The following is a 23,713-nucleotide window of genomic DNA, read 5'->3' as shown; positions in this document are numbered from 1 at the left end:
ACCCCGAGCCCCAGCGAGCGGGCCGCACGTAGGAGCAAGCCTTTTCGGTTACCTTTTCGGCGTTTGGAAAAGGTGACTCGCCGTAAGGGCGAAACCGCCAGCCGCAACACCCGAAAAAACGGATATTCCCACAAAACAACCCAAAGCCTGGTCGGCCCACAGGCCGCCAAGGCAAAAAAAAAGGGGCAACCGAAGTCGCCCCAAAATGCCTTGCGTGCTCATCACTCCAGAAGAATCACTTCTTGCGCTTATTCGCGTCCTTCCAGATAAAAAATCCAAACCCTGCAAAAAACAGAACCATCAGCCCTACAGTCAGGACCCCGGCAAACACCACGTTATCGAAAAACATGACTGGCCTCCTGGCCCCTGCTCTGCTGCGATGGGACTAAGTTACCAAACACACAGGCGCACAAATTGACCGGGATCAATGCCAGCAACGAAGGGAGATAAAGGAGGGGAAATAACTGACCTGCATCAACGGATGCAGGGGGAGATCAACGCTTTTTCGGCTTGTTCTTCGACTTTTTCTTGGCTTTTCCCAGCGGCATGGCCTGCTCGAAAGCCTGTCGCACCTCGTTAAGGCGCTTCTCTTTAATGTCATGCACCCGCTTGGCGCGTTCGGTGCTGAGGTCGATCAGTTTGTCGTCTTGGCTCATGGCGTTCGGAACATCGCTTGAAAGAATCACAACTGCCACATCACCGGCAGACCTGCGCCAATAATGCAGCCAGACGCCAGCGCTGACCAGCCACCGGTTTGAACGCTGTAAAACAATTCATGTGAACGACAACGGTCAAATCTCGATATCGACCCACAACCCCTGACGCGGCTGGTCTTCCATCAGCGGCACCACCGGCACGGTGTTGTCGGCATTGAGTTCGGTGCCAGGCACCGCCAGATGTTCTTCCGGGTCTTCATCGGCTTCGCGACGACGACGATCGCGCTCCTGCTGGCGGCGCTGTTCTTCGCGCGCCATCAGTCGATCCTCTTCCGGATCGCGATTTTGCAGATCAATCGTGCTTTCGTTGGAGCTTTCCTGCACCGGCACCACCGGAGGAATGTCCGGTCGCTGGCGGATCGGGTCCTGCTGGGAAGTGATCGGCACAGCGCTCAAGGGGAGCATCGGTGGCAACATATAAAGGGTCTCCTGTCTGCAGGCTATCGGCTGCGGCAAAGGCGCCTTGAGCCATCCGTCGCAAATCTGTGACGCACTTGGCACCTGTAGGAGCTGCCGAAGGCTGCGATCCTTTAATGGGACAACACCGATTCCAAGTGTTCCCCAAGATCAAAAGATCGCAGCCTTCGGCAGCTCCTACCCCAGTATTCCTTTGGCCTCAGGGTCGCATTCCGTTAAGATAGCCCGCTTTTTCAAGGTGGGAGTCAGGCAGCATGGCGCAGCAGTATCAACCGGGGCAACGCTGGATCAGTGACAGCGAAGCAGAGCTTGGTTTAGGCACCGTTCTGGCACAGGACGGCCGCTTGTTGACCGTGCTTTACCCGGCCACTGGCGAAACCCGCCAGTACGCGCTACGGAATGCGCCCCTGACCCGTGTGCGATTCTCGCCGGGCGACAGCATCACCCACTTCGAAGGCTGGAAGATGACCGTGCAGCAAGTCGACGATGTCGACGGGCTGATGGTCTATCACGGCCTCAATGGGCAGAACGAAGCCGTCACCCTGCCGGAAACCCAGCTGTCGAACTTCATTCAGTTCCGTCTGGCCAGCGACCGTCTGTTCGCCGGGCAGATCGACCCGCTGGCGTGGTTCTCGCTGCGTTACAACACCCTCGAACACACCAGCCGCCAGCTGCAATCTTCGCTTTGGGGCCTGGGTGGCGTGCGTGCGCAACCGATCGCGCACCAATTGCACATCGCCCGTGAAGTCGCTGACCGCATCGCCCCGCGCGTTCTGCTGGCGGACGAAGTGGGTCTGGGTAAAACCATCGAGGCCGGTCTGGTGATCCATCGCCAACTGCTCTCGGGCCGCGCCAACCGCGTGCTGATCCTCGTCCCGGAAAACCTCCAGCACCAGTGGCTGGTGGAGATGCGCCGCCGCTTTAACCTCCAAGTTGCGCTGTTCGACGAAGAACGCTTTATCGAAAGCGATGCCGCCAACCCGTTCGAAGACACCCAACTGGCGCTGGTCGCGCTGGAATGGCTGGTCGACGACGAGAAGGCGCAAGACGCTCTGTTCGCCGCCGGTTGGGATCTGCTGGTGGTCGACGAAGCGCATCACCTGGTCTGGCACGAAGAGAAAGCCAGCGCCGAATACTCGCTGGTCGAGCAACTCGCCGAAGTCATCCCGGGCGTGCTGCTGCTCACCGCCACCCCGGAACAGCTCGGTCAGGACAGCCACTTCGCCCGTCTGCGCCTGCTCGATCCAAACCGTTTCCACGACCTGGCCGCGTTCCGCGCCGAGAGCGATAACTATCGCCCGGTGGCCGAAGCCGTGCAGGAACTGCTCGACAAGGGCCGTCTCTCAGCCAAAGCGCACAAAACCATTCAGGGTTTCCTCGGCAACGAAGGCGAAGCCTTGCTGACCGCGGTCAACGATGGCGACACTGAAGCCAGCGCCCGCCTCGTGCGCGAACTGCTCGATCGCCACGGCACCGGCCGCGTGCTGTTCCGTAACACCCGCGCTGCCGTGCAGGGTTTCCCGGAGCGCAAGCTGCATCCGTACCCGCTGCCGTGCCCGGACGAATACCTCGAACTGCCGCTGGGCGATCACGCCGAGCTGTATCCGGAAGTCAGCTTCCAGGCGCAGCCGGACGCCAGCGAAGAAGAACGCTGGTGGAAATTCGACCCGCGTGTCGAGTGGCTGATCGATCAGCTGAAAATGCTCAAGCGCACCAAAGTGCTGGTGATCTGCGCCCACGCCGAAACCGCGATGGATCTGGAAGACGCCCTGCGCGTGCGTTCCGGCATCCCGGCCACAGTGTTCCACGAAGGCATGAACATCCTTGAGCGTGACCGCGCTGCTGCGTACTTCGCTGATGAAGAGTTCGGTGCGCAAGTGCTGATCTGCTCGGAAATCGGCAGTGAAGGTCGCAACTTCCAGTTCGCTCACCACCTGGTGCTGTTCGATCTGCCGTCGCACCCGGATCTGCTCGAGCAGCGTATCGGTCGTCTCGACCGGATCGGCCAGAAGCACATCATCGAACTGCACGTGCCGTACCTGGAAACCAGCCCGCAAGAGCGCCTGTTCCAGTGGTACCACGAAGCGCTGAACGCGTTCCTCAACACCTGCCCGACCGGCAACGCCTTGCAGCATCAGTTCGGCCCGCGCCTGCTGCCGTTGCTCGAAGAAGCCGACGACAGCGAGTGGCAAGCGCTGATCGACGAAGCGCGCAGCGAGCGCGAGCGTCTGGAAGCCGAACTGCACACCGGCCGCGACCGTCTGCTGGAGCTCAACTCCGGTGGCGCCGGCGAAGGTGAAGCGCTGGTCGAGGACATCCTTGAGCAAGACGATCAGTTCGCCCTGCCGATCTACATGGAAACCCTGTTCGACGCGTTCGGCATCGACAGCGAAGACCATTCGGAAAATGCGCTGATCCTCAAACCGAGTGAGAAGATGCTCGACGCCAGTTTCCCGCTGGGCGACGACGAAGGCGTGACCATCACCTACGACCGCAACCAGGCGCTGTCGCGCGAAGACATGCAGTTCATCACCTGGGAGCACCCGATGGTGCAGGGCGGCATGGACCTGGTGCTGTCCGGCTCGATGGGCAACACCGCCGTCGCGCTGATCAAGAACAAGGCGTTGAAGCCGGGCACCGTGCTGCTGGAACTGCTGTATGTCAGCGAAGTGGTGGCGCCGCGCTCGCTGCAACTGGGCCGTTACCTGCCGCCGGCAGCCCTGCGTTGCCTGCTGGATGCCAATGGCAACGACCTGTCGGCTCGCGTCTCGTTTGAAACGCTGAACGATCAGCTGGAAAGCGTGCCACGCGCCAGCGCCAACAAGTTCATCCAGGCCCAGCGCGATCAGCTGACGCCACGGATCAACGCCGGTGAAGACAAGATCGCCCCGCGTCACGCCGAGCGCGTAGCCGAGGCCCGTCGCCGTCTGGCGGCCGACACCGACGAAGAACTGGCGCGCCTGACCGCGTTGCAAGCGGTCAACCCGACCGTACGTGACAGTGAACTGGTGGCGTTGCGTGAACAGCGCGAGCAAGGTCTGGCGATGCTGGACAAAGCGGCGTTGCGCCTGGAAGCGATTCGGGTGTTGGTGGCAGGCTAAACCGCCCTGCTCCAGCGCTGAAAACAAAAGGCCCGCAGCGATGCGGGCCGATCGTTCCCACGCTCCGCGTGGGAATGCCTCAAGGGACGCTCCGCGTTCCAGCTCTGGAAAGGGACGCAGAGCGTCCCGGCTGCATTCCCACGCAGAGCGTGGGAACGATCAATGCTGATGGCCTCATCGCTGGCAAGCCAGCTCCCACAGGTTTCGGGTTGTTAACAAATTATGTGTACGACTCGGTCACTGTGGGAGCTGGCTTGCCAGCGATGACGGCTAGGCAGTCGCCGCTGCAACTTCTGGCTCAACCACTGCAACCAGCCCCTCCTTCATCCGCTGCGCATCGCGCACAAAACACCGCGCCGCCAGAAACAGAAACACCATGGTCAAAAACAGCGCCACCGGAATCAGGTACATCGCATCATGCAGCCCGACCGCCTTGAACGCCTCGGTCATCTGCTCAGCCCCTGCCGACAACATCGCCGTGTGGGCAAAATGATCCGACAAGCCACCGACCACCACCGGCCCCAGACCACCACCCAGCAAATACAACCCGGCAAAAAACAACGCCATCGCCGTCGCCCGCAAACGCGGTTCGACCACGTCCTGAATCGCCGTGTAAACGCAGGTGTAGAAGTTGTAGGCAAACAGCCAGCCGACACTGAACACCGCGACAAACACACCAATCTCGATACGCCCGGCATGCAGCGCCCACGCCGTGCACAGCGTCGAAATAATCAGGCTGAACGCCGCGAACAACAGCCGCCCATTGGCCACACGCTGGTGAATCTTGTCGGCAATCCAGCCGCCCAGCGTCAATCCGACCAACCCGGTCACGCCGACAATCACCCCGGTCGCCACCGCGGCTTCCTGCAACGGCATCAGGAAATAACGCTGCAGCATCGGCACCAGAAACGAGTTGCAGGCATAGGTCGCGAAGTTGAAGCACAACCCGGCCATCACCAGCCACAGAAAGGTCGGCACCGCCAGAATCCGCCGGATCGGCTTGTCGACGCGCTCTTGCGAGACCTGCACGGTTTCCGCCGCGCCGCGCTTCGGCTCTTTAATGAAGAACATGAAAATCGCCAGGATCAGCCCCGGCACTGCCGCGATAAAGAACGGCGCCCGCCAGCTGTCGAACGCCTTGACCATCGCGCCGATGGTAAAGAACGCCAGCAACAGACCCAGCGGCAGGCCGAGCATGAAAATGCCCATCGCCCGCGCCCGACGATGCGCCGGGAACAGATCGCCGATCAGCGAATTGGCCGCCGGCGCATAACTGGCCTCACCGATGCCGATACCCATGCGCACGATCAAAAAGCTCCAGAAGCTGCCGACCAGGCCGTTGACGGCGGTCAGCGCACTCCACGTCGCCAGGCCCCAGCCCATCAGTTTGCGCCGCGAGCCGGTGTCGGCCATACGCCCCAACGGCAGGCCGGCAATCGCGTAAACAATGGTGAATGCGGTACCGACGATGCCCAGCTGAAAGTCGCTGAGGTGCCATTCCATACGGATCGGCTCGATGATGATCGCCGGAATGGTGCGGTCGAAGAAGTTGAACAGGTTGGCGAGAAACAGCAGGAACAGAATGCGCCAGGCATTCGCCGCTTGGGTCGAGTTCTGCATGGGTCCGTCTCTTTATTGTTATAGGGCTTCACTGCCAACGCATCCGAGCCCGGAACCTGCAATCTAGTCAGCCCGTCGGAAGCTGTCTGTGATCATTCGTCTGCCTGATATCGGGCCATGCCACTGTAACGAAACGTAAGCCCTTGATAAGTCTGCAATCCCCCGAAAACCGGGGCTTCTACCGCAAAATCCTGGCACAAAAAAATAGTTTCGCGCCCCCCTTCCCAAGTCCGTGGCGAAGCCTAGAATAGCCGCCGGATCCGTCCGGATTCGCCGATCAATCCCTTTGATGCCCTCCCCATGTCCGAAGTCAGTCCGTGTCTGAATTGCGGTGCCTGTTGTTCCCATTTTCGTGTGTCTTTTTTCTGGGGTGAATGCGCCTCCTCCGGTGGTACGGTGCCCGATGAACTGGTCACGCAGATCAGCCCGAGCCGGGTGGCGATGAACGGCACCGACTGTAAATCGCCGCGTTGCACGGCGTTGGTCGGCGAAGTCGGCAGCGAAGTAAAGTGCTCGATTTATGAATTGCGCTCCAGCCCCTGCCGCGAATTCGAGTCGTCATGGGAAAACGGCGAACAGAATGTCGATTGCGACAAGGCCCGGGCGCGTTTCGGCCTGCCGCCGCTGCAACCGGACTGGGCGCAAATTCCTTTCGACCAGAGCGCCTGACTCTATTAGTGCCAAACGCTATGGTGCTAATGCCGAAATCGTTAGCGCCAATATGCCACTACCGCATTCACCCCAGAAACCGCCTCTATACTCCAGTCATTCGCCTGCGTTGACGACGCAGTAAGGACGACTTCAGAGACGGGGCATGCTATGGAGTGGCTTGGTTTACAGTTTGTTACCGAGCTGCCGGAGAGCGGGCAGGTCATCCTCGATTGCACACACAATCCCTTGCTGGTGCTGGTGGCTTATCTGGTCGCTTGCGCCGCCAGTTTCGCCACCCTCGACATGGCCGAGCGGGTGGGCCACGCCGAAGATCCACGTTCGCAACGGGTGTGGCGCTGGATCGGCGCCACCTGCCTGGCCGGCGGCATCTGGGCCATGCACTTCATTGGTATGCTGGCGTTCCAGGCGCCGATCGACATCCAGTACGACCTGCCCATTACCCTGTTTTCCTTGCTGATCGCCCTGCTTGCCTCATGGCTGGCCATGCACACGCTGAGCGAGGCCCGTCCCAGCCGGGTGCTGTACCTGAAAACCGCCGTCGTCATCGGCCTGGGGATTGCCGGCATGCATTACGTCGGCATGACGGCCATGCAGTCGAGCGCCGTCGCTTACTATGACCCCGGCCTGTTTGCGCTGTCGGTGGTCATTGCCATCGGCGCCAGTTTCGCCGCGCTGTGGGTGGCGGGTTACCTTCGCGAAGGCAGCGGCCTGTTTCATCAGATGCTCAAATACAGCGCCGCGCTGATCCTCGGCGCCGGCATTTTCAGCATGCACTTCACCGGGATGGCCGCGTTGCACCTGGTCTTGCCCGAAGGCAGCGCGCCAGCGATACCCGTCGAAACCAGCCATATGCAGTTGGGCCTGACGGTCGCGTTGATCACCCTGTTGATACTCGGCAGCGCGGTCAGCGCCGCGCTGGCCGACAAGAAACTGCAGAGCAAGGAACACGACCTGCGCCGGGTCAACGCCCTGCTCAGCCAGCTCGACCAGGCGCGCATGTCGCTGCAGCAAGTGGCCAACTACGACGCCCTGACCAACCTGATCAACCGTCGCGGCTTTAACCAGATCTTCGCCGAGAAACTCAGCCAGAAAACCACCGAGGGCGGCATGCTCGCGGTGATGTTTCTCGACATCGACCACTTCAAACGGATCAACGATAGCCTCGGCCATGACGCCGGTGACGAGTTGCTCAAAGTCATCGCCCAGCACATCAAAGGCTCGGTACGCAGCCATGAAGACGTGGTCGCGCGCTTCGGTGGCGATGAGTTCTGCATCCTGATCAGCCTGCGTGATCGTGAAGAGGCGCGCAACATGGCCCAGCGCATCATGCTCAAGATGAAGGAGCCGATCGAATTGGCCGGGCGGCGCATGGTGATGACCACCAGCATTGGCATCAGTCTGTTTCCGGAGGACGGCACCACCTGCGAAGAACTGCTCAAGCACGCCGATCTGGCGCTGTATCAATCCAAGGGTGCTGGGCGCAACGGCCTGCACTTTTTCAATTCCAACCTGAAAAACCGCGCGACCCTGGAACTGCAACTCGAGGAAGAACTGCGCCATGCCCTGCGCGAAGAAAACGGCTTGATGCTCTATTACCAGCCGATCTTCGAACTGAAAACCGGCCGCGTCACCAAGCTCGAAGCGTTGATCCGCTGGCAACACCCGCTGCACGGTTTGCTGACCCCGGATCGCTTTATCAGCATCGCCGAAAACAATGGTCTGATCGCCGAGCTGGATAACTGGGTATTGCGCCGGGCCTGCAAAGACCTCGGCGAGCTCTCGCGCCATGGCTGCGAAGAACTGAAAATCGCCTGGAACTGCTCGCCCCTCAACCTTGCCCGCGAGGAGCTGGCCCTCGAGATTGAAAGTGCGCTGCGCACCGCCGGTGTTGCACCGGAACGCCTGGAACTGGAAGTCACCGAGAATGCGCTGATGGGCAACATCGCCAACACCCTGGTGTTGCTGCGACAGATCCGAGCCCTCGGCGTGTCACTGTCGATCGACGACTTCGGTACCGGTTATTCATCGCTGGCGTACCTGAAGCGCCTGCCGCTGAACACACTGAAGATCGACCGTTCGTTCATCATCGACATTCCCAATGCCACGGCAGACATGGAGATCGTCCAGGCAATCATCGTCATGGCGCACACCCTGCATTTGCAGGTGGTCACCGAAGGCGTGGAAAGCCTGGAGCAGTACGAATTTCTCGAGCGTTCGGGCTGCGATTTCATTCAGGGTTACCTGCTCAGCCGCCCGGTGCCGCTGGAGGAGCTGCGCCCGGTGCTGGAAGAAATCAATCAGCGCAAACATGCCCACACGGTCAATCCGTTGATTCTGGCGCGCGGTACATTTGCACCAGTGTTGCTGGATCCTGCGCCAAAAAGCCCTGCGCCCCATGCAGGCGCATCAGTTGTGCGGCCAATCCGCTGATCGGCGTGGCCGAGCCCTGTTCGCGGGAGAATTTCACGGCGGTGTCGAGGTCCTTGAGCAAGGTGCGCACGTGCCATTTGATCGGCTCGAAGCGGCTTTCAGCCATTTGCGGGGCGAGGATCTGCAGTGGTTTCGAATCGGCAAAACCGCCGGCCAGCGCTTCGGCAATCAGGCTCGCATCAACCCCGGCCTGCTCGGCCAGCGCCACCACTTCGGCAATCACCAAGGCGTTGCAGGCAACGATCATCTGGTTGCAGGCCTTGGTCACCTGCCCGGCGCCGACACCGCCCATGTGCGTCACGTGCTGACCGAGATTGAGCAGCACCGGGCGCACGCGCTGAAGATCTGCCGCATCGCCACCGACCATGATCGCCAGACTGCCCGCTTCAGCGCCGACCACGCCGCCGGACACCGGAGAATCCAGCCAGGCCATGCCGCTGTTCTCGGCCAGTTGCGCCGCCATCTCGCGCGTGGCGGTCGGTTCGAGGCTGGAAAAATCCACCAGCAGCTGGCCGTTTTTCGCGCCTTCGGCGATACCGCCAGCGCCAAATACCACCTCACGCACCACCGCCGTATCGGCCAGGCACAACATCACGATGTCCGCGTGTTCGCACAAATCGGCGGGACGCGCCACCTGCCGGGCACCGGCTTCGACCAGCGGCGCGCACTTGGCCGGGTTGCGATTCCACACGGTCAGCGGATAACCCGCCGCCAACAGACGCCGGCACATGGGCAGCCCCATCAGACCGATTCCGGCGAACCCCAACGAAGGTAGCGTTGACATCATTTTGCCTCTTTTCGATTAAAGATCGCCGAATAATGGCCGATTCATCAACGATCAGGAAAGGATTCCCCCCAGCGACACTCAGGCCAAATCCCTGACGCTCGGGCTCAATACGCGCAAAAAAAGACGCGAGATCTTATTCCGTGAGGTTCGCAGGCATCGGCCAGCGCACCAACCCAGTCCAGGTATATGGCGCACAATGACTTCTAAAAACAATCCCGCCAGTGCGGTATCCGATCTGACTTTGAGCCCCGCCGCCAACAGCCCGTCATCGTCGAAGCCATTGGTCCCGTCGCGCCCGCTGTCGACCCAGCAATACCTGTACTTCACCGAAACCAATACCGACCGCATCCTCGACAATCTCGACGGCCTGCGTGATCTGGTGTTCCCGCGCCCGCCGCACCTGGAAGGCGATAACGAACAGCACAACGATCAGGAATTCCCATCGGTGTGCCTGATCGGCCTCGGTCGCTGCGGCTCCAACATCGCCCTCGACGTCGCGGAGCTGGTGTACAACGCGCGCAAGTTCTACCTCAACGAATTCAACAACGAAGACCGGGCGGCGGATCGCCGATCGGCCGACAAGGGTTACAGCCCGGCGCAGTGGATCAAGAACAACCTGCGCATCGGCAACAGCAAGGCGAGCAAACCGGTGTTCCTGGTCGAACCGCTGGTGATGCTTGGCGACCTCGACAAGGACATCGCCGGGCGCATCCGTTTCTCGCGCAAGGGCGAAAAAAGCGGCTTCCTGCGCGACTACAGCAAAATGAAGATCATGGACTTGTCCGAAGTCCACGCCGGTGGCGCCGGTAACGCGCCGATCCTCGGCCAGTACCTGGCGAAGATCATCCTCAACAAGGACACCCAGCGTTTCTCCAGCCCTGACTGGAAAATGATCCACTCGTACCTGATCGACAGCTGCGGGATCAAGGCCAACCAGTCGCGCCTGTATTTCTCGATCTTCAGCGCCGGCGGCGGTACCGGTTCGGGCATGGCCTCGGAGTTCGGCCTGGCCCAGCAGCACTCGTACATGAACAAGACGTTCGACACCAAGCCGATGGACGAACATGACGGCAAGAGCGGTCATTCGTTCGTCTTCGAGCCGATCTTCACCAGCGGCATTTGCGTGCTGCCGAACATTTCCGACCATCGCAGCGAAATGTCCGAGGCGCTGCACATCAACGCCGGTCGCCTGCTGTGTAAATACCTCTCGGAAGAATGGGATTTCTCCTACAACTTCGCCAACGAAGACAGTAGCGAAGCCAGCGTCATGGGCCGTATCCGCCCATGGAACGCAATGATGCTGATCTCCAACGACATCATGCGTTACGCCGAAGAAAGCGATGATGGCAACATCCAGAACATTGATGTCAATGCGATGGAGAAGCACGCCAACCAATACATCTCGCAGCAGATCTTCAACATTCTGACGGCGCAGGCAGTCACCACTGACTACGATCAGAACTATTTCCGCCGCGCCGGCATCGACATCGGCGAGACCATTCGCCTCGACGCCAACGACCTGTTCATGAGTCTGGCCGGCCCGGTGGCGATTGCCTACGCCGAATCGGTGGTGCCGGAAACCCCGCCGCCGAGCAGCGACAAATTCAAGGTGTTCGATAAAGAGCCGCAGCGCCTGAACATCGACGATCTGTTCTTCCGCTCGATCGACCTGCCGCACTTCAACAAGGTCACGCAGGCGATTGAAGGCATCAGTCTGTTGCCGATCGAATCCAAGCGTTATCGCGCGTCGCTGGAGCAGTACAAGAATTCCGGTTATGACGCTGCGGCGCTGCACGACCTGCACTTCTTCAAGAACTGCTCGTCGGTGGTCTCGATCGTCTCGCTGCCGAAAGACTACAAACTGTCGTACATGGACCTGAACCGGCTGAAGACCCACCTCAACAGCCTGTTCCCCAACACCACGCTCAAGCGTTATGCGCTGGTGATCGGCGCCTCGGCCAACCTTTCGCTGACCACATTGATCGCGAAGAGCCCGTGCCTGTCGGATGATTTCCTGACCCTGATCGTCGCATTCATCAAGCGCTGCTTCGCGAAGAACCCGTACCGTTTCGACGAGACCCTGGACAACTCGATCCTCGATTTCATCATCAACGAAGAGTTCGACGAAGACCGCATCGACGACCTGCTCAATGAGTTCGAAAACCCGGCGAAGATCCTCGACACCAACTGGTACGCGATCAAGCCGATGTACGAGAAGAAGTACCGCGAGCTGATCAACGACAAAGAGAAATTCGTCTCGATCAACGACATTCGTTTGTCGCGTGATTGTGTGAAGAAGTCGATCAAATACTTGCGCGAGATCTATCGTCACCGGATTGGCAAGACCAAGGTTATTTCGCTGAATAACCATACCGGGAAGTCGTTCTCGGTCTGATCCAGGACCGAGTCGCGGCAATCGCGAGCAGGCTCACTCCTACAATTGGAATGCGTTCCCCTGTAGGAGTGAGCCTGCTCGCGATGAGGCCTTTTCAGACGACAGAAATCTTAAATCCAATATCCAGAAACAATTAAGCAGCCGTTAGGCTGCTTACTAAACTGTTCCCGTTACGTTTACGTCACCGTGATGCCACCCTCGCCTGTGGTGTTTCTCTACGGCAACGTGCCATCACGCTACTCCGCTACACACTTTTCGCTGATGACCGGTCGCACCATCAAGGTGCGACGTCGGCGACGACTGCCCTTTCCTGGATCAGAATCCACGGCGAAACCACCACCGCCCACAACGCCGGATCGCGCTCGAAAAGATCCAGCGCCCGCGTTTCAGACAGCTTGGCGACTTTGTCTTCGGCCAGCCAGGCGGCCACTTTCTCGCCTTCATCCGAAGCCACGGCCTCGGCGGCCGCGATCAGATCCAGCGCAGGGTCGACCCACAATAGGGCACCCTTGGCGAAGAACGGCTCCAGCTCTTTCCAGGTAATAGATGCGGTTTCACCAAGCAGCTTGGCATAGAGGGTGCTAGGTTCTTGATTCATGGGAACTGTCCGGAGAAGAAATCGACGCGAATGATAACGTCGGTGGTCCGCCAGAAAAACCCGGTTGCAAATGGCTTCACCGAACGAAAAGAGCAGGAACGCCAAGGAATGCTGTTGATTGGGATATATGCCCACGAACGCCCCGCCGCAATTCTGTCTTTTTCATTCAAAAATGCGACACCCCCAAGTTTTGCCCCTCGGCGCCCGCTTCCCAGGCCAACAACCGGCGCTCTACACTGTACCGGTACAGTTGCCGGGGGCATTTCCGGAGGGTATCGCAAAGATATCTGACCCGGTTCTGCTGCTACGGCGCCAGAACTCAAAAAAAATTACAACAGTAAGAGTGGAGCACTATGACTAAGGCTACTAAGCAGATTTCCAAACTGTTTGCCGCTATGGTTCTGGCCGGGGTTGCCAGCCATTCGTTCGCAGCTGACACCATCAAAATCGGTATTGCCGGCCCTAAGACCGGTCCAGTAGCCCAATACGGCGACATGCAGTTCAGTGGCGCAAAAATGGCCATCGAACAAATCAACGCCAAGGGCGGCGTCGACGGCAAGAAACTCGAAGCCGTTGAATACGACGATGCCTGCGATCCGAAACAAGCGGTAGCGGTCGCGAACAAGGTCGTCAACGACGGCGTCAAGTTCGTCGTCGGTCACCTGTGCTCCAGCTCCACTCAACCGGCTTCGGACATCTACGAAGACGAAGGCGTGATCATGATCACCCCGGCTGCCACCAGCCCGGACATCACCGCCCGTGGTTACAAAATGGTCTTCCGTACCATCGGTCTGGACAGCGCCCAGGGCCCTGCCGCCGGTAACTACATTGCCGATCACGTGAAACCGAAAATCGTTGCTGTGCTGCACGACAAGCAGCAATACGGTGAAGGCATCGCCACCGCCGTTAAAGCGACCCTTGAGAAGAAAGGCACCAAGGTTGCCGTGTTCGAAGGCGTCAACGCCGGCGACAAGGACTTCTCCTCGATCATCGCCAAGCTCAAGCAAGCCAACGTCGACTTCGTTTACTACGGCGGCTACCACCCGGAGCTGGGCCTGATCCTGCGTCAGGCGGCTGAAAAAGGCCTGAAAGCCAAGTTCATGGGTCCGGAAGGCGTGGGTAACGACTCGATTTCGCAGATCGCCAAAGACGCTTCCGAAGGTCTGCTGGTAACCCTGCCGAAATCCTTCGACCAGGATCCGGCCAACATCGCCCTGGCAGATGCCTTCAAGGCGAAGAAAGAAGATCCGAGCGGCCCGTTCGTGTTCCCTTCCTACTCGGCGGTTGAAGTGATTGCCGGCGGTATCACCGCGGCCAAATCCGAAGACCCGGCCAAAGTGGCCGAAGCCATTCACGCCGGCACCTTCAAGACCCCGACTGGCGACCTGAGCTTCGACGCCAAGGGCGACCTGAAGGACTTCAAATTTGTGGTTTACGAGTGGCACTTCGGCAAACCAAAAACTGAAGTTTCGCCTCAGTAAGGCGCGCCCTGACTGACTGCCAATAAAGCCCACGGCGTGCCGTGGGCTTTGTTTTACGAATGTATGGGCCGCGCTGGCGTGATCCGCCAGTCTCCCCACCTGAAAATCTCAAAACCGTCATCAGCGGTTCGCTGGCAAAACCCGGATTCGAAGTGGATATAGATCCACGGGGCCGGGCGGGAAAATGACTCCACCAGTGAAATGCGTATCAGGTTTTTAGGAGCGTTGTAATGCCTGACCTCTATCACTTCTTCCAGCAGCTGGTTAATGGCCTGACCATTGGCAGCACGTATGCCCTGATTGCCATCGGCTATACGATGGTTTACGGCATCATTGGAATGATCAACTTCGCCCACGGCGAGGTGTACATGATCGGTTCCTACGTGGCGTTCATCGCCATCGCCGGGCTGGCCATGATGGGAATCGACAACGTCCCGCTGTTGATGACCGCAGCCTTCATCGCGAGCATCGTTGTCACCAGTTCCTACGGTTACAGCATCGAACGGATCGCCTACCGCCCCCTGCGCGGCAGCAACCGTCTGATCCCGCTGATCTCCGCCATCGGTATGTCGATCTTCCTGCAGAACACGGTTCTGCTGGCGCAAGACTCCAAGGACAAATCCATCCCCAACCTGATCCCCGGGAACATTTCCTTCGGGCCAGGTGGCGCACATGAAGTGCTGATTTCCTACATGCAAATCGTGGTGTTCGTGGTGACGCTGATCGCCATGCTCGGCCTGACGCTGTTCATCTCCCGTTCTCGCCTGGGTCGCGCCTGCCGCGCCTGCGCCGAAGACATCAAGATGGCCAACCTGCTGGGCATCAACACCAACAACATCATCGCCCTGACCTTCGTCATTGGTGCTGCGCTGGCGGCCATCGCGGCCGTGCTGCTGAGCATGCAATATGGCGTGATCAACCCCAACGCCGGTTTCCTCGTCGGCCTCAAAGCCTTCACCGCAGCGGTACTCGGCGGTATCGGCAGCATCCCCGGCGCCATGCTCGGCGGGTTGGTGCTTGGGGTGGCGGAAGCGTTTGGTGCCGATATCTTCGGTGACCAATACAAGGACGTCGTGGCTTTCGGCTTGTTGGTTCTGGTGCTGTTGTTCCGTCCGACCGGCATTCTGGGCCGTCCGGAGGTTGAGAAAGTATGACTAGGAATCTTAAACAGGCACTGTTCAGTGCCTTGCTGGTGTGGGCTGTGGCCTACCCGGTACTCGGACTGAAACTGACCATCGTCGGCATCAACCTCGAAGTGCACAACACCAGCCCGATGATTCTGGCGACCATCGCCATCTGTTCGGTGCTGATGTTCCTGCGGGTGCTGTTCAACCAGCAGATCAGCAAGGCATGGAAATCCTCGCCGGGTATGCCGCTGATCCCGGCCAAGGCCAGCAACTTCCTGACCCTGCCGACCACGCAACGCTACTTCATCATTGCGCTGATCATCGGTGCATTGGTGTGGCCGTTCTTCGGTTCGCGTGGCGCGGTGGACATCGCGACGCTGATCCTGATCTACGTGATGCTTGGCCTCGGCCTGAACATCGTCGTCGGTCTGGCCGGTCTGCTCGACCTCGGTTACGTCGGCTTCTACGCCGTCGGCGCCTACAGCTACGCGCTGCTGTCGCACTACTACGGCTTGAGCTTCTGGATCTGCCTGCCGATTGCCGGCCTGATGGCGGCGACGTTCGGCTTCCTGCTGGGCTTCCCGGTGCTGCGCCTGCGCGGTGACTATCTGGCGATCGTGACCCTCGGCTTCGGCGAGATCATCCGTCTGTTCCTGCGTAACCTGACCGACATCACTGGCGGCCCGAACGGCATCAGCAACATCGAGAAACCAACGTTCTTCGGTCTGACCTTTGAACGCAAGGCTGCGGAAGGCATGCAAACCTTCCACGAGTATTTCGGCCTGCAATACAACTCGATCAACAAGGTGATCTTCCTCTACCTGGTTGCCCTGGTACTGGCGCTGGCGGCGCTGTTCGTCATCAACCGTTTGCTGCGCATGCCGATCGGCCGTGCGTGGGAAGCGCTGCGTGAAGACGAGATCGCCTGCCGTGCTTTGGGTCTGAATCCGACAATCATCAAGCTGTCGGCCTTCACACTTGGCGCTGCGTTCGCCGGTTTCGCCGGTAGCTTCTTCGCCGCCCGTCAGGGTCTGGTAACCCCGGAGTCGTTCACCTTCATCGAGTCGGCAATCATCCTCGCCATTGTCGTGCTGGGTGGTATGGGCTCGCAGTTGGGTGTGATTCTGGCCGCCGTGGTAATGATCCTGTTGCCGGAAATGATGCGCGAGTTCAGCGAGTACCGCATGTTGATGTTCGGTGCGCTGATGGTGTTGATGATGATCTGGCGTCCACAAGGTCTGCTGCCGATGCAACGCCCACACATGGAGTTGCGAAAATGAGCCGCGAGATCTTAAAAGTTGAGAACCTGAGCATGCGCTTCGGCGGCTTGCTCGCAGTCAACGGTGTGGCCCTGACCGTCAAAGAAAAACAAGTGGTTGCACTGATCGGGCCGAACGGCGCGGGCAAGACCACCGTGTTCAACTGCCTGACCGGTTTCTACCAGCCAACGGGCGGCAGCATCCTGCTCGACGGCGAGCCGATTCAAGGCCTGCCGGGCCACAAGATCGCCCTCAAAGGCGTGGTGCGCACCTTCCAGAACGTGCGCCTGTTCAAGGACATGACGGCGGTAGAGAACCTGTTGATCGCCCAGCACCGTCACCTGAACACCAACTTCCTGGCCGGCCTGTTCAAGACCCCGTCGTTCCGCAAAAGCGAGCGCGAGGCCATGGAGTTTGCCGAGTACTGGCTGGAAAAGGTCAACCTTAAGGAGTTCGCCAACCGTACCGCCGGCACGCTGGCCTACGGTCAGCAACGGCGTCTGGAAATCGCTCGCTGCATGATGACCCGTCCGCGGATCCTCATGCTCGACGAACCGGCTGCCGGCCTCAATCCGAAGGAAACCGAAGACCTCAAGGCGCTGATCGGCGTGCTGCGTGAAGAGCACAACGTCACCGTGCTGCTGATCGAACACGACATGAAACTGGTCATGAGCATTTCCGACCACATCGTCGTGATCAACCAGGGCACGCCTCTGGCCGACGGCACGCCGGAACAGATTCGCGACAATCCTGAAGTGATCAAAGCCTACCTGGGGGAAGCGTAAATGCTGCAGTTCGAAAACGTTTCCACCTTCTACGGCAAGATCCAGGCCCTGCACAGCGTCAACGTCGAAGTCCGTCAGGGCGAGATCGTGACCCTGATCGGCGCCAACGGTGCTGGCAAGTCGACGCTGCTGATGACGCTCTGCGGTTCGCCGCAGGCGCACAGCGGCAGCATCCGCTACATGGGTGAGGAACTGGTCGGCCAGGACTCGTCGCAGATCATGCGCAAGAGCATCGCGGTGGTGCCGGAAGGTCGTCGGGTGTTTGCCCGTCTGACCGTTGAGGAAAACCTGTCCATGGGCGGTTTCTTCACCGACAAGGGCGACTATCAGGAACAGATGGACAAGGTTCTCGGCCTGTTCCCACGCCTGAAAGAACGCTTCAACCAGCGCGGCGGCACCATGTCCGGCGGCGAACAGCAAATGCTCGCCATCGGCCGTGCGCTGATGAGCAAGCCGAAACTGCTGCTGCTCGACGAACCGTCGCTGGGCCTGGCACCGATCATCATCCAGCAGATTTTCGACATCATCGAAATGCTGCGCAAGGACGGTGTGACGGTGTTCCTGGTCGAGCAGAATGCCAACCAGGCGCTGAAAATCGCTGACCGCGCCTACGTTCTGGAGAACGGTCGTGTGGTCATGCAAGGCACCGGTGAAGCACTGCTGACCGACCCGAAAGTACGCGAGGCGTACCTCGGCGGTTGATGCGTACGCCCAACAAAAAAAACGGCCTTCGGGCCGTTTTTTTTACCCCACACATCCCCCCCTGTAGGAGCTGCCGAAGGCTGCGATCTTTTGACGTTGGTTCTTAAAAAACAAGATCAAAAGATCGTCCGATCGCGGCCCGAGCCTGCGGCAGCTCCTACAGGATATTGGTGTTAGTACGGGTTGCAGTGTTGGGCTACAGCGGTGGCCTGATCGACATACGGACGCGCCGGTTCAAGGTTCCACTCAGGCTTGTTGCGCACTGGCTTGCCCTCGTAGGTTGCCGCCAGATGGCAGACCATCTGCCGACGCAGTGACCCGCCGTTGACGCTGTACTGGCGCCATTGCGAATCGTCTTTGTGCTTGTTGTAGAGCTCGGCAAACATCCGGTCAGTCTGGTCATCCTTGATCGCGCGGCCGCAGGCGGTCGGCACCACTGACAGCGACCAGGTGTTCGGCCCCAGTTTCGGATCCGGCCGTTGTACCCAAGTGCTCGATTCGATGTACTTCTCACAGAACTGTGGCGCCGCTGGCGTCGCGGTCTGGATGCACGAGAAGCTGGCCTTGGCCACCGGAGTTTTCGGGAAGTCGATCTTGATGATATTGCGATCCTTGCCGGTCTTGGCCTTGTAGTCGCGCTGATTGGCCATGGCATCATTCAAGCCGCGTTGGTCACTGTAGAAAAACGCCAGAATCGGCAGTTCATCGGTTTTCGGATTGCCCAGACGCAGCTCCGTCTGCGTTTGAAACTCACGGCTGTTGATGACTTTGCGCGCGCCCAGGAAGTTGCGGAACGCATCCACCCGCTCCTTGCTGCTCATCGGATTGCGCATGTTGAAACCGCACTGCAACTGATCCTGCTGCCGATTATTGTTGTACTGGGTGAAGTGCGCGACCCAGGCATTCGGGCTGGTGATCGGTGGTTTCATCGCCTGGCAAACCGCTTCTGTCGGGGCGGTATTTTTGTTGTCGCCACAGCCCCGATCATTGCGAAAATCGGTCCAGGCATCGTTGGGAAACGCACAGTAGACATGCACCGGCGTCTCGGGGTCGCGCACCAGGTCTCTGGGCGTAATCAGATAGCCGTTCTGCGTGCTCATGCCCGGATCTTCATAGCTGATGCCATCGGCGCGCATATACGAGGCGGCAAACGTACCGATTTCCACGGCTTTCGGACTGGGATTCCACACATCCCATTTCTGCCCCTTCGCCGGGTCGGCGCGGTGCGTGCCGCGAACCAGTAGTCCGGAACAGTCCGACGCGGGGTCCTGCCCGCAACTGTCGACGGTTTTGTTATACAAGGTTTCGACCTTTTTCAGTGTCTCGTCGCACGACTCGGCATGCGCCCACGTCGCCTGAATCAGCAGCGGGAACATGAGCAATGGAGCGATCCTGTTCAAACGTTTTTGCATGGCTTGCATCTCCTTGATTAGCCAACACACACCTTCAACGCGGCACCGGGTTGCAACCCGCCGCCCGGGTTTCGCTGTCCGACAACGCCGGCCGGAAAGGCTCGAGGTTCCACGGCGTCTTGTTGCGGTAATTGACCAGCACGCAGCTCAATTGCTGACGCATGCTGCCCACCGACTTTTCGTTGTCGAGCCAATTGCTGTCAGCGCCTTTGAGGGCAAACAGTTGCTGGTAGATCGCGTCAATCTGTTCTTTAGGCAAGGCCCGCCCCGCCGCCGTGGGCACAATGCTCAGGCTCCATTCATCCTTGCGGGTGCCGGGGTCATAACGTTTGATCCAGTCGGCCGAAGCAATGTACTGCGCTGCAAGCGGTGGCGGCTGGGTGCCGCTCGCCGCGCCAAGATCTATCGCCTGATCGGCCGCAACGTAGCTGAAACGCTGTTCGGCAGGCTTGGTGAAATCCAGCCGCAGGATTGGCACGCTGTAGCCTCGCGCCTGAAGTTTTTTCTGGAAGTTGCGTGCGCTGTTCAGGCCGTTCTCGGGTTTCGGTGGCGCCTGATCACCGCGAGTGGCAAAGTTCTGCGTGCTGTTGACGTTGTAGATGAAGGCATCGATGTACTTCATGTTTTCACTGCCATCGTTGGTCGCCGTGGCGTTTTTCAACATGAACTCGTTGACCTGGGCACTGAAGGCAAAAGGGTCCTTGTTGGTGGTGTTTGGCCGCGACTCGTGCACGCGGATCATCGCTTTCCAGTCGCTGGGTTTTTCCGCGTTCCACGAACATTGGCCGTATTGAATCGGCCCCTTCATCAACCCGGTGTATTTCTGCGTCCACTGCTCGGCGGTGCTGACCCCGGCTTCGGCACAAGTGCCATAGGCCAGCGCGGCATTGCGATTGTTCATCACCCCCTGCGCCGCGCGCGGCGGCTCGCGACTGTCGAAGAAACCGCAGCCATACCACTTGCGCTCCGGCCCCGTGCCGCCATCGAAAGCGTAAATACAGGTGAAGCCCTGCTCCTTGACCGGAAGGTTCAGCGCCGCCGCATCGGTGGGCGTGCGCAGAATGAACCCGGCCGGGTGGATGAGGATTCGTGTGCTCAGATCCTTGCGAATCCACGAGTAGGACGTCGCACCTATCTTGATCGCGTAAGGGCTGTAATCCCACGGATTGAAAGGCCCGTCATTGACCATGCGCAGCGTCACGCCGCTGCAATAGTAGAGACCACGCGCCGCGCCGGTATCGGGTTCCTGGCAGGAATCCTTGAGGGTGTTGTAGTTGGAATTGATCCGCTTGAGTGTGTCCAGCGGATCAGGCTGCGGCTGGGCGATCGCCGTGTTCAGCAATAGGGGCAGCGTGAGGGTGAGCGCCAAAGATGAAATTCTGCGCGATAGCACAGCGGAGTCCGAGCAATCCTTTTTCATGAGATACCGTCCTGGTAAATCGGCCCGATACGATGGGCCTTCGAAATGACTATAGAACACGTCTGCAAACACGATCCCCCTGTAGGAGCTGCCGAAGGCTGCGATCTTTTGATCTTGTTTTTTACAACCAACGTCAAAAGATCGTCCGATCGCGGCCCGAGCCTGCGGCAGCTCCTACAGGGGTAGTGAAAAAGATTTTGCGTGGGGTGTAACGCATCGTCATGAGCGTTCTCTAGAGGGGTAAGCAAGCGCAAAAGCGTTTGTAAAAACCCTGATCAAGACTGGAGAAACATCATGACTGCTACCACCCGCACCCTGTCCGCCACCGCCCTGGTTCTGGCCCTCGGTTCTGCCCTGAGCATGGCTGCCGTCTCCACCGCCCACGCCGCCGACGACATGGAAAAATGCTTCGGCGTCGCCATGAAAGGTCACAACGATTGCGCCGCCGGTGCAGGCACCACGTGTGCCGGCACGGCGAAAATGGACTACCAGGCCAACGCCTGGAAACTCGTCCCGAAAGGCACCTGCGCCACCACCGTAAGCAAGACCTCGCCGACCGGTTTCGGTCAGATGGAAGCCTTCAAAGCCAAGTCCTGATCCAAGTCCTGCCTGAGTGACGATCATGTTTACAACAGAAGACACTCCCCTCCCCGGCACTCAGGCAGCCCTTGCCGAGCTCCCGCCCCGTGCCGGGCTGGGGCTCAAGACCGGGCACTTTCTTGAAGTGCTCGACACTCAACCGGACATCGGTTTCTTCGAAGTCCACGCCGAAAACTACATGGTGGCCGGCGGCCCGTTTCATCATTTTCTCGGTTTGATTCGTCAGCAGTATCCGCTGTCGCTGCACGGTGTCGGTTTGTCCATCGGCGCTGAAGGGCCGCTGGATCAACAGCACCTCAAACGATTGGCCGAGCTGATTCGACGCTATCAACCACAATCCTTCTCCGAACACCTGGCGTGGTCCAGCCATGGCCCGGTGTTTCTCAATGACCTGCTGCCACTGGCTTACGACACGCCGACGCTGAAACGCGTCTGCGCGCATGTCGACCAGGTGCAGAACGCCCTGAAACGACCGATGCTGCTGGAAAATCCAGCGACGTATCTGGCGTTCCAGCGCTCGACAATCGATGAACCAGAGTTCATCGCCGAGGTGATCCGCCGCAGTGGCTGCGGTCTGTTGCTCGACATCAACAATGTTTACGTGGCGTGCATCAATCATCAGCGCGATCCGCAGGCCTACCTCGATGCATTGCCGTTGCACGCGGTCGGCGAAATTCATCTGGCAGGGTTTGCTGAAGATTGCGACAGCCTCGGTGACCGCTTGTTGATCGACGATCATGGCGCACCGATTGATCAGGCAGTCTGGCAGTTGTACCAGCAAGTGCTGGAGCGCATTGGCCCGGTGGCAACACTGATCGAGCGCGACAATAACGTGCCCGCTTTCAACGTTTTGCTTGCCGAGACGCAACGGGCCGACGCGTTGTTGCGGCAGGTCGGGGGACAGCCATGAGCAGTCAAATGGCATTCGCCGCCGCCCTGCTTGACCGACAACTGCCCTGCCCCGAGGGGCTGTGCAGTGCCAACGGCGCCGATCCGGCCAGCCGTTTCGCGGTGTATCGCAATAACGTGCTGGGCTCACTGATCAACGCGCTGGCTGACGGTTACCCGGTGGTCGCGCAGTTGGTTGGCGAGGAATTTTTCCGTGCCATGGCGGCACTTTTCGTACAGGCAAACCCGCCCCGAAATCCGCTGATGAGCCGCTATGGCGAACCGTTTGCGGACTTCATTGCAGCCTTCGAACCCGCCGCCAGCGTGCCGTATCTGGCCGATGTGGCGCGCCTCGAACAGTTGCGCACCCTCGCCTACCACGCCGCCGACGCGTTGCCTGTCCGGCCGGCGGAAATCACCGCTGCACTGGCCAAACCGGAGATTCTCGGCGAGCTGCGTGTGGGGCTTCATCCGTCCCTGCACGTGCTCGGTTCGGCCTATCCCGTGGTTGCCATTTGGGCGGCGCATCAGCGCGGGGCATCGCTCGCGGGCATCGACCTCAATCACGGCCAAAGTGCGCTGGTACTGCGCAATAACCTCGACGTCGAAGTGTTTGCCGTTCAACCCGCCGCCCATGGGTTCATCCGCCATCTGCTCGACGGCATGCCCGTGCTGACGGCGGCAGAGAACAGCCCGCCATTCGACCTCACAGAAGTACTGGGTCTGCTGATCGCGCGGAACGCCATCACTCAACTGAACGCCAAGGAATTGCCATGAATCACCTGATCGTCCACGCCATCGCGCTGCTGGAAAAAATCCCCCACAGCCTGATCGCTTTCGTTGCACGCTTTTCGATTGCCGCCGTGTTCTGGAAGTCCGGACAAACCAAAGTCGAAGGCTTGGCCATCGACTTGATCGACGGCACCTTTGAGCTCGGTTGGCCACGCCTGGCCGACTCGACCATCCCCTTGTTCAAGAGCGAATACCACGTGCCTCTACTGTCACCGGAGATTGCCGCGCACCTGGCGGCGTTTGCCGAGCACTTCTTTCCGGTGCTGATCCTGATCGGCTTCGCCACACGGTTTTCGGCGCTGGCATTGTTGGGCATGACCCTGACCATTCAGCTGTTTGTGTATCCCGATGCCTACCCGACTCATGGCACCTGGGCGGCAGTGTTGCTGTACCTGATGGCGACCGGGCCGGGAAAACTCTCGCTCGACCACCTGATCGCCAAACACTACAACCACTGACACTCATGTAGGAGCTGCCGAAGGCTGCGATCTTTTGATTCTGTTTTTTTCGA

At 59.4% G+C, this 23,713-nt stretch carries 21 protein-coding genes; 13 read left to right on the top strand and 8 right to left on the bottom strand.

Annotated features, from left to right (window positions below; genetic code table 11):
• Positions 1-235: 235 nt before the first annotated feature.
• The 3 genes from ccoM to ACQ4MY_RS03075 all read right to left on the bottom strand — a co-directional run bounded on the left by ccoM (position 236) and on the right by ACQ4MY_RS03075 (position 1,133).
• Positions 236-349 carry a cytochrome c oxidase subunit CcoM gene (gene ccoM, locus ACQ4MY_RS03085; protein ID WP_003222396.1) on the bottom strand — a complete coding sequence of 38 codons (114 nt, stop codon included), beginning with the start codon at positions 347-349 and terminating at the stop codon, positions 236-238.
• A 145-nt stretch (positions 350-494) separates the two neighbouring features.
• Positions 495-656, bottom strand: a complete 162-nt coding sequence (locus tag ACQ4MY_RS03080; RefSeq protein ID WP_007918490.1) for a hypothetical protein — start codon at positions 654-656, stop codon at positions 495-497.
• A 135-nt stretch (positions 657-791) separates the two neighbouring features.
• Positions 792-1,133 carry a hypothetical protein gene (locus tag ACQ4MY_RS03075; protein ID WP_008082237.1) on the bottom strand — a complete coding sequence of 114 codons (342 nt, stop codon included), beginning with the start codon at positions 1,131-1,133 and terminating at the stop codon, positions 792-794.
• A 254-nt stretch (positions 1,134-1,387) separates the two neighbouring features.
• Here ACQ4MY_RS03075 and rapA point away from each other — a divergent pair, with 254 nt between their 5' ends.
• Entirely contained in the window at positions 1,388-4,234 is a 2,847-nt protein-coding gene (rapA, locus tag ACQ4MY_RS03070; RefSeq protein WP_440093638.1) for an RNA polymerase-associated protein RapA, read from the top strand.
• A gap of 270 nt (positions 4,235-4,504) precedes the next feature.
• Here the strand turns inward: rapA and ACQ4MY_RS03065 are convergent, their stop codons facing one another.
• Positions 4,505-5,854: a spinster family MFS transporter gene (locus ACQ4MY_RS03065; RefSeq protein ID WP_440093636.1), complete on the bottom strand. Its 1,350-nt coding sequence runs from the start codon at positions 5,852-5,854 to the stop codon at positions 4,505-4,507.
• A gap of 300 nt (positions 5,855-6,154) precedes the next feature.
• Here ACQ4MY_RS03065 and ACQ4MY_RS03060 point away from each other — a divergent pair, with 300 nt between their 5' ends.
• Together ACQ4MY_RS03060 and ACQ4MY_RS03055 are read left to right on the top strand one after the other, a co-directional pair.
• Positions 6,155-6,523, top strand: a complete 369-nt coding sequence (locus tag ACQ4MY_RS03060; protein ID WP_008082241.1) for a YkgJ family cysteine cluster protein — start codon at positions 6,155-6,157, stop codon at positions 6,521-6,523.
• Between the two features lie 150 nt (positions 6,524-6,673).
• Positions 6,674-8,956, top strand: coding sequence for a putative bifunctional diguanylate cyclase/phosphodiesterase (locus tag ACQ4MY_RS03055; protein ID WP_440093634.1), 2,283 nt, complete (start codon positions 6,674-6,676; stop codon positions 8,954-8,956).
• On the opposite strand, the gene ACQ4MY_RS03050 is transcribed toward ACQ4MY_RS03055, so the two are convergent.
• Positions 8,847-9,743, bottom strand: a complete 897-nt coding sequence (locus ACQ4MY_RS03050; RefSeq protein ID WP_440093632.1) for an NAD(P)-dependent oxidoreductase — start codon at positions 9,741-9,743, stop codon at positions 8,847-8,849. The genes ACQ4MY_RS03055 and ACQ4MY_RS03050 overlap by 110 nt on opposite strands.
• Before the next feature lie 196 nt (positions 9,744-9,939).
• Here ACQ4MY_RS03050 and ACQ4MY_RS03045 point away from each other — a divergent pair, with 196 nt between their 5' ends.
• The gene (locus ACQ4MY_RS03045; RefSeq protein WP_440093631.1) at positions 9,940-12,138 is read left to right on the top strand and encodes a hypothetical protein; all 2,199 of its coding nucleotides are present in this window, start codon (positions 9,940-9,942) and stop codon (positions 12,136-12,138) included.
• Between the two features lie 277 nt (positions 12,139-12,415).
• Here ACQ4MY_RS03045 and ACQ4MY_RS03040 read toward each other — a convergent pair whose 3' ends face one another.
• Complete coding sequence (locus tag ACQ4MY_RS03040) at positions 12,416-12,736, bottom strand: DUF2288 domain-containing protein (RefSeq protein ID WP_440093629.1); 321 nt, start codon at positions 12,734-12,736, stop codon at positions 12,416-12,418.
• Between the two features lie 353 nt (positions 12,737-13,089).
• Here ACQ4MY_RS03040 and ACQ4MY_RS03035 point away from each other — a divergent pair, with 353 nt between their 5' ends.
• The 5 genes from ACQ4MY_RS03035 (at position 13,090) to ACQ4MY_RS03015 (ending at position 18,090) form a co-directional block, all read left to right on the top strand.
• Positions 13,090-14,217, top strand: coding sequence for a branched-chain amino acid ABC transporter substrate-binding protein (locus ACQ4MY_RS03035; protein ID WP_008082248.1), 1,128 nt, complete (start codon positions 13,090-13,092; stop codon positions 14,215-14,217).
• A gap of 230 nt (positions 14,218-14,447) precedes the next feature.
• Positions 14,448-15,371: a high-affinity branched-chain amino acid ABC transporter permease LivH gene (gene livH, locus ACQ4MY_RS03030; protein ID WP_008082254.1), complete on the top strand. Its 924-nt coding sequence runs from the start codon at positions 14,448-14,450 to the stop codon at positions 15,369-15,371.
• Positions 15,368-16,624, top strand: a complete 1,257-nt coding sequence (locus tag ACQ4MY_RS03025; protein WP_008082257.1) for a high-affinity branched-chain amino acid ABC transporter permease LivM — start codon at positions 15,368-15,370, stop codon at positions 16,622-16,624. Before livH ends, ACQ4MY_RS03025 begins: the two co-directional genes overlap by 4 nt.
• Positions 16,621-17,388: a high-affinity branched-chain amino acid ABC transporter ATP-binding protein LivG gene (livG, locus tag ACQ4MY_RS03020; RefSeq protein WP_008082259.1), complete on the top strand. Its 768-nt coding sequence runs from the start codon at positions 16,621-16,623 to the stop codon at positions 17,386-17,388. Before ACQ4MY_RS03025 ends, livG begins: the two co-directional genes overlap by 4 nt.
• Positions 17,389-18,090, top strand: coding sequence for an ABC transporter ATP-binding protein (locus ACQ4MY_RS03015; protein WP_008082262.1), 702 nt, complete (start codon positions 17,389-17,391; stop codon positions 18,088-18,090).
• Between the two features lie 173 nt (positions 18,091-18,263).
• On the opposite strand, the gene ACQ4MY_RS03010 is transcribed toward ACQ4MY_RS03015, so the two are convergent.
• Positions 18,264-19,502, bottom strand: a complete 1,239-nt coding sequence (locus ACQ4MY_RS03010) for a DUF2599 domain-containing protein (protein ID WP_440093624.1) — start codon at positions 19,500-19,502, stop codon at positions 18,264-18,266.
• A 34-nt stretch (positions 19,503-19,536) separates the two neighbouring features.
• Positions 19,537-20,871, bottom strand: coding sequence for a DUF2599 domain-containing protein (locus tag ACQ4MY_RS03005; RefSeq protein WP_440093622.1), 1,335 nt, complete (start codon positions 20,869-20,871; stop codon positions 19,537-19,539).
• Positions 20,872-21,216: 345 nt separating this feature from the next.
• On the opposite strand from ACQ4MY_RS03005, the gene ACQ4MY_RS03000 reads away from it, so the two are divergent.
• The 4 genes from ACQ4MY_RS03000 to ACQ4MY_RS02985 are packed head-to-tail and all read left to right on the top strand — an operon-like array spanning position 21,217 to position 23,660.
• Complete coding sequence (locus ACQ4MY_RS03000; RefSeq protein ID WP_440093621.1) at positions 21,217-21,519, top strand: BufA1 family periplasmic bufferin-type metallophore; 303 nt, start codon at positions 21,217-21,219, stop codon at positions 21,517-21,519.
• A gap of 25 nt (positions 21,520-21,544) precedes the next feature.
• On the top strand, positions 21,545-22,432 hold the full coding sequence (gene bufB, locus ACQ4MY_RS02995; RefSeq protein WP_440093619.1) for an MNIO family bufferin maturase: 888 nt from the start codon (positions 21,545-21,547) through the stop codon (positions 22,430-22,432).
• Complete coding sequence (locus ACQ4MY_RS02990) at positions 22,429-23,187, top strand: HvfC/BufC N-terminal domain-containing protein (RefSeq protein ID WP_440093617.1); 759 nt, start codon at positions 22,429-22,431, stop codon at positions 23,185-23,187. Before bufB ends, ACQ4MY_RS02990 begins: the two co-directional genes overlap by 4 nt.
• Positions 23,184-23,660 carry a DoxX family protein gene (locus ACQ4MY_RS02985; protein ID WP_008086326.1) on the top strand — a complete coding sequence of 159 codons (477 nt, stop codon included), beginning with the start codon at positions 23,184-23,186 and terminating at the stop codon, positions 23,658-23,660. The genes ACQ4MY_RS02990 and ACQ4MY_RS02985 overlap by 4 nt, the downstream gene beginning before the upstream one ends.
• The last annotated feature ends 53 nt before the right edge of the window (positions 23,661-23,713 follow it).

Source organism: Pseudomonas sp. SM4 (assembly GCF_051913165.1).
Taxonomy (GTDB): domain Bacteria; phylum Pseudomonadota; class Gammaproteobacteria; order Pseudomonadales; family Pseudomonadaceae; genus Aquipseudomonas.
The sequence above is the reverse complement of the archived record's forward strand: the minus strand, read 5'-3'. Positions and strand labels throughout refer to the sequence as shown.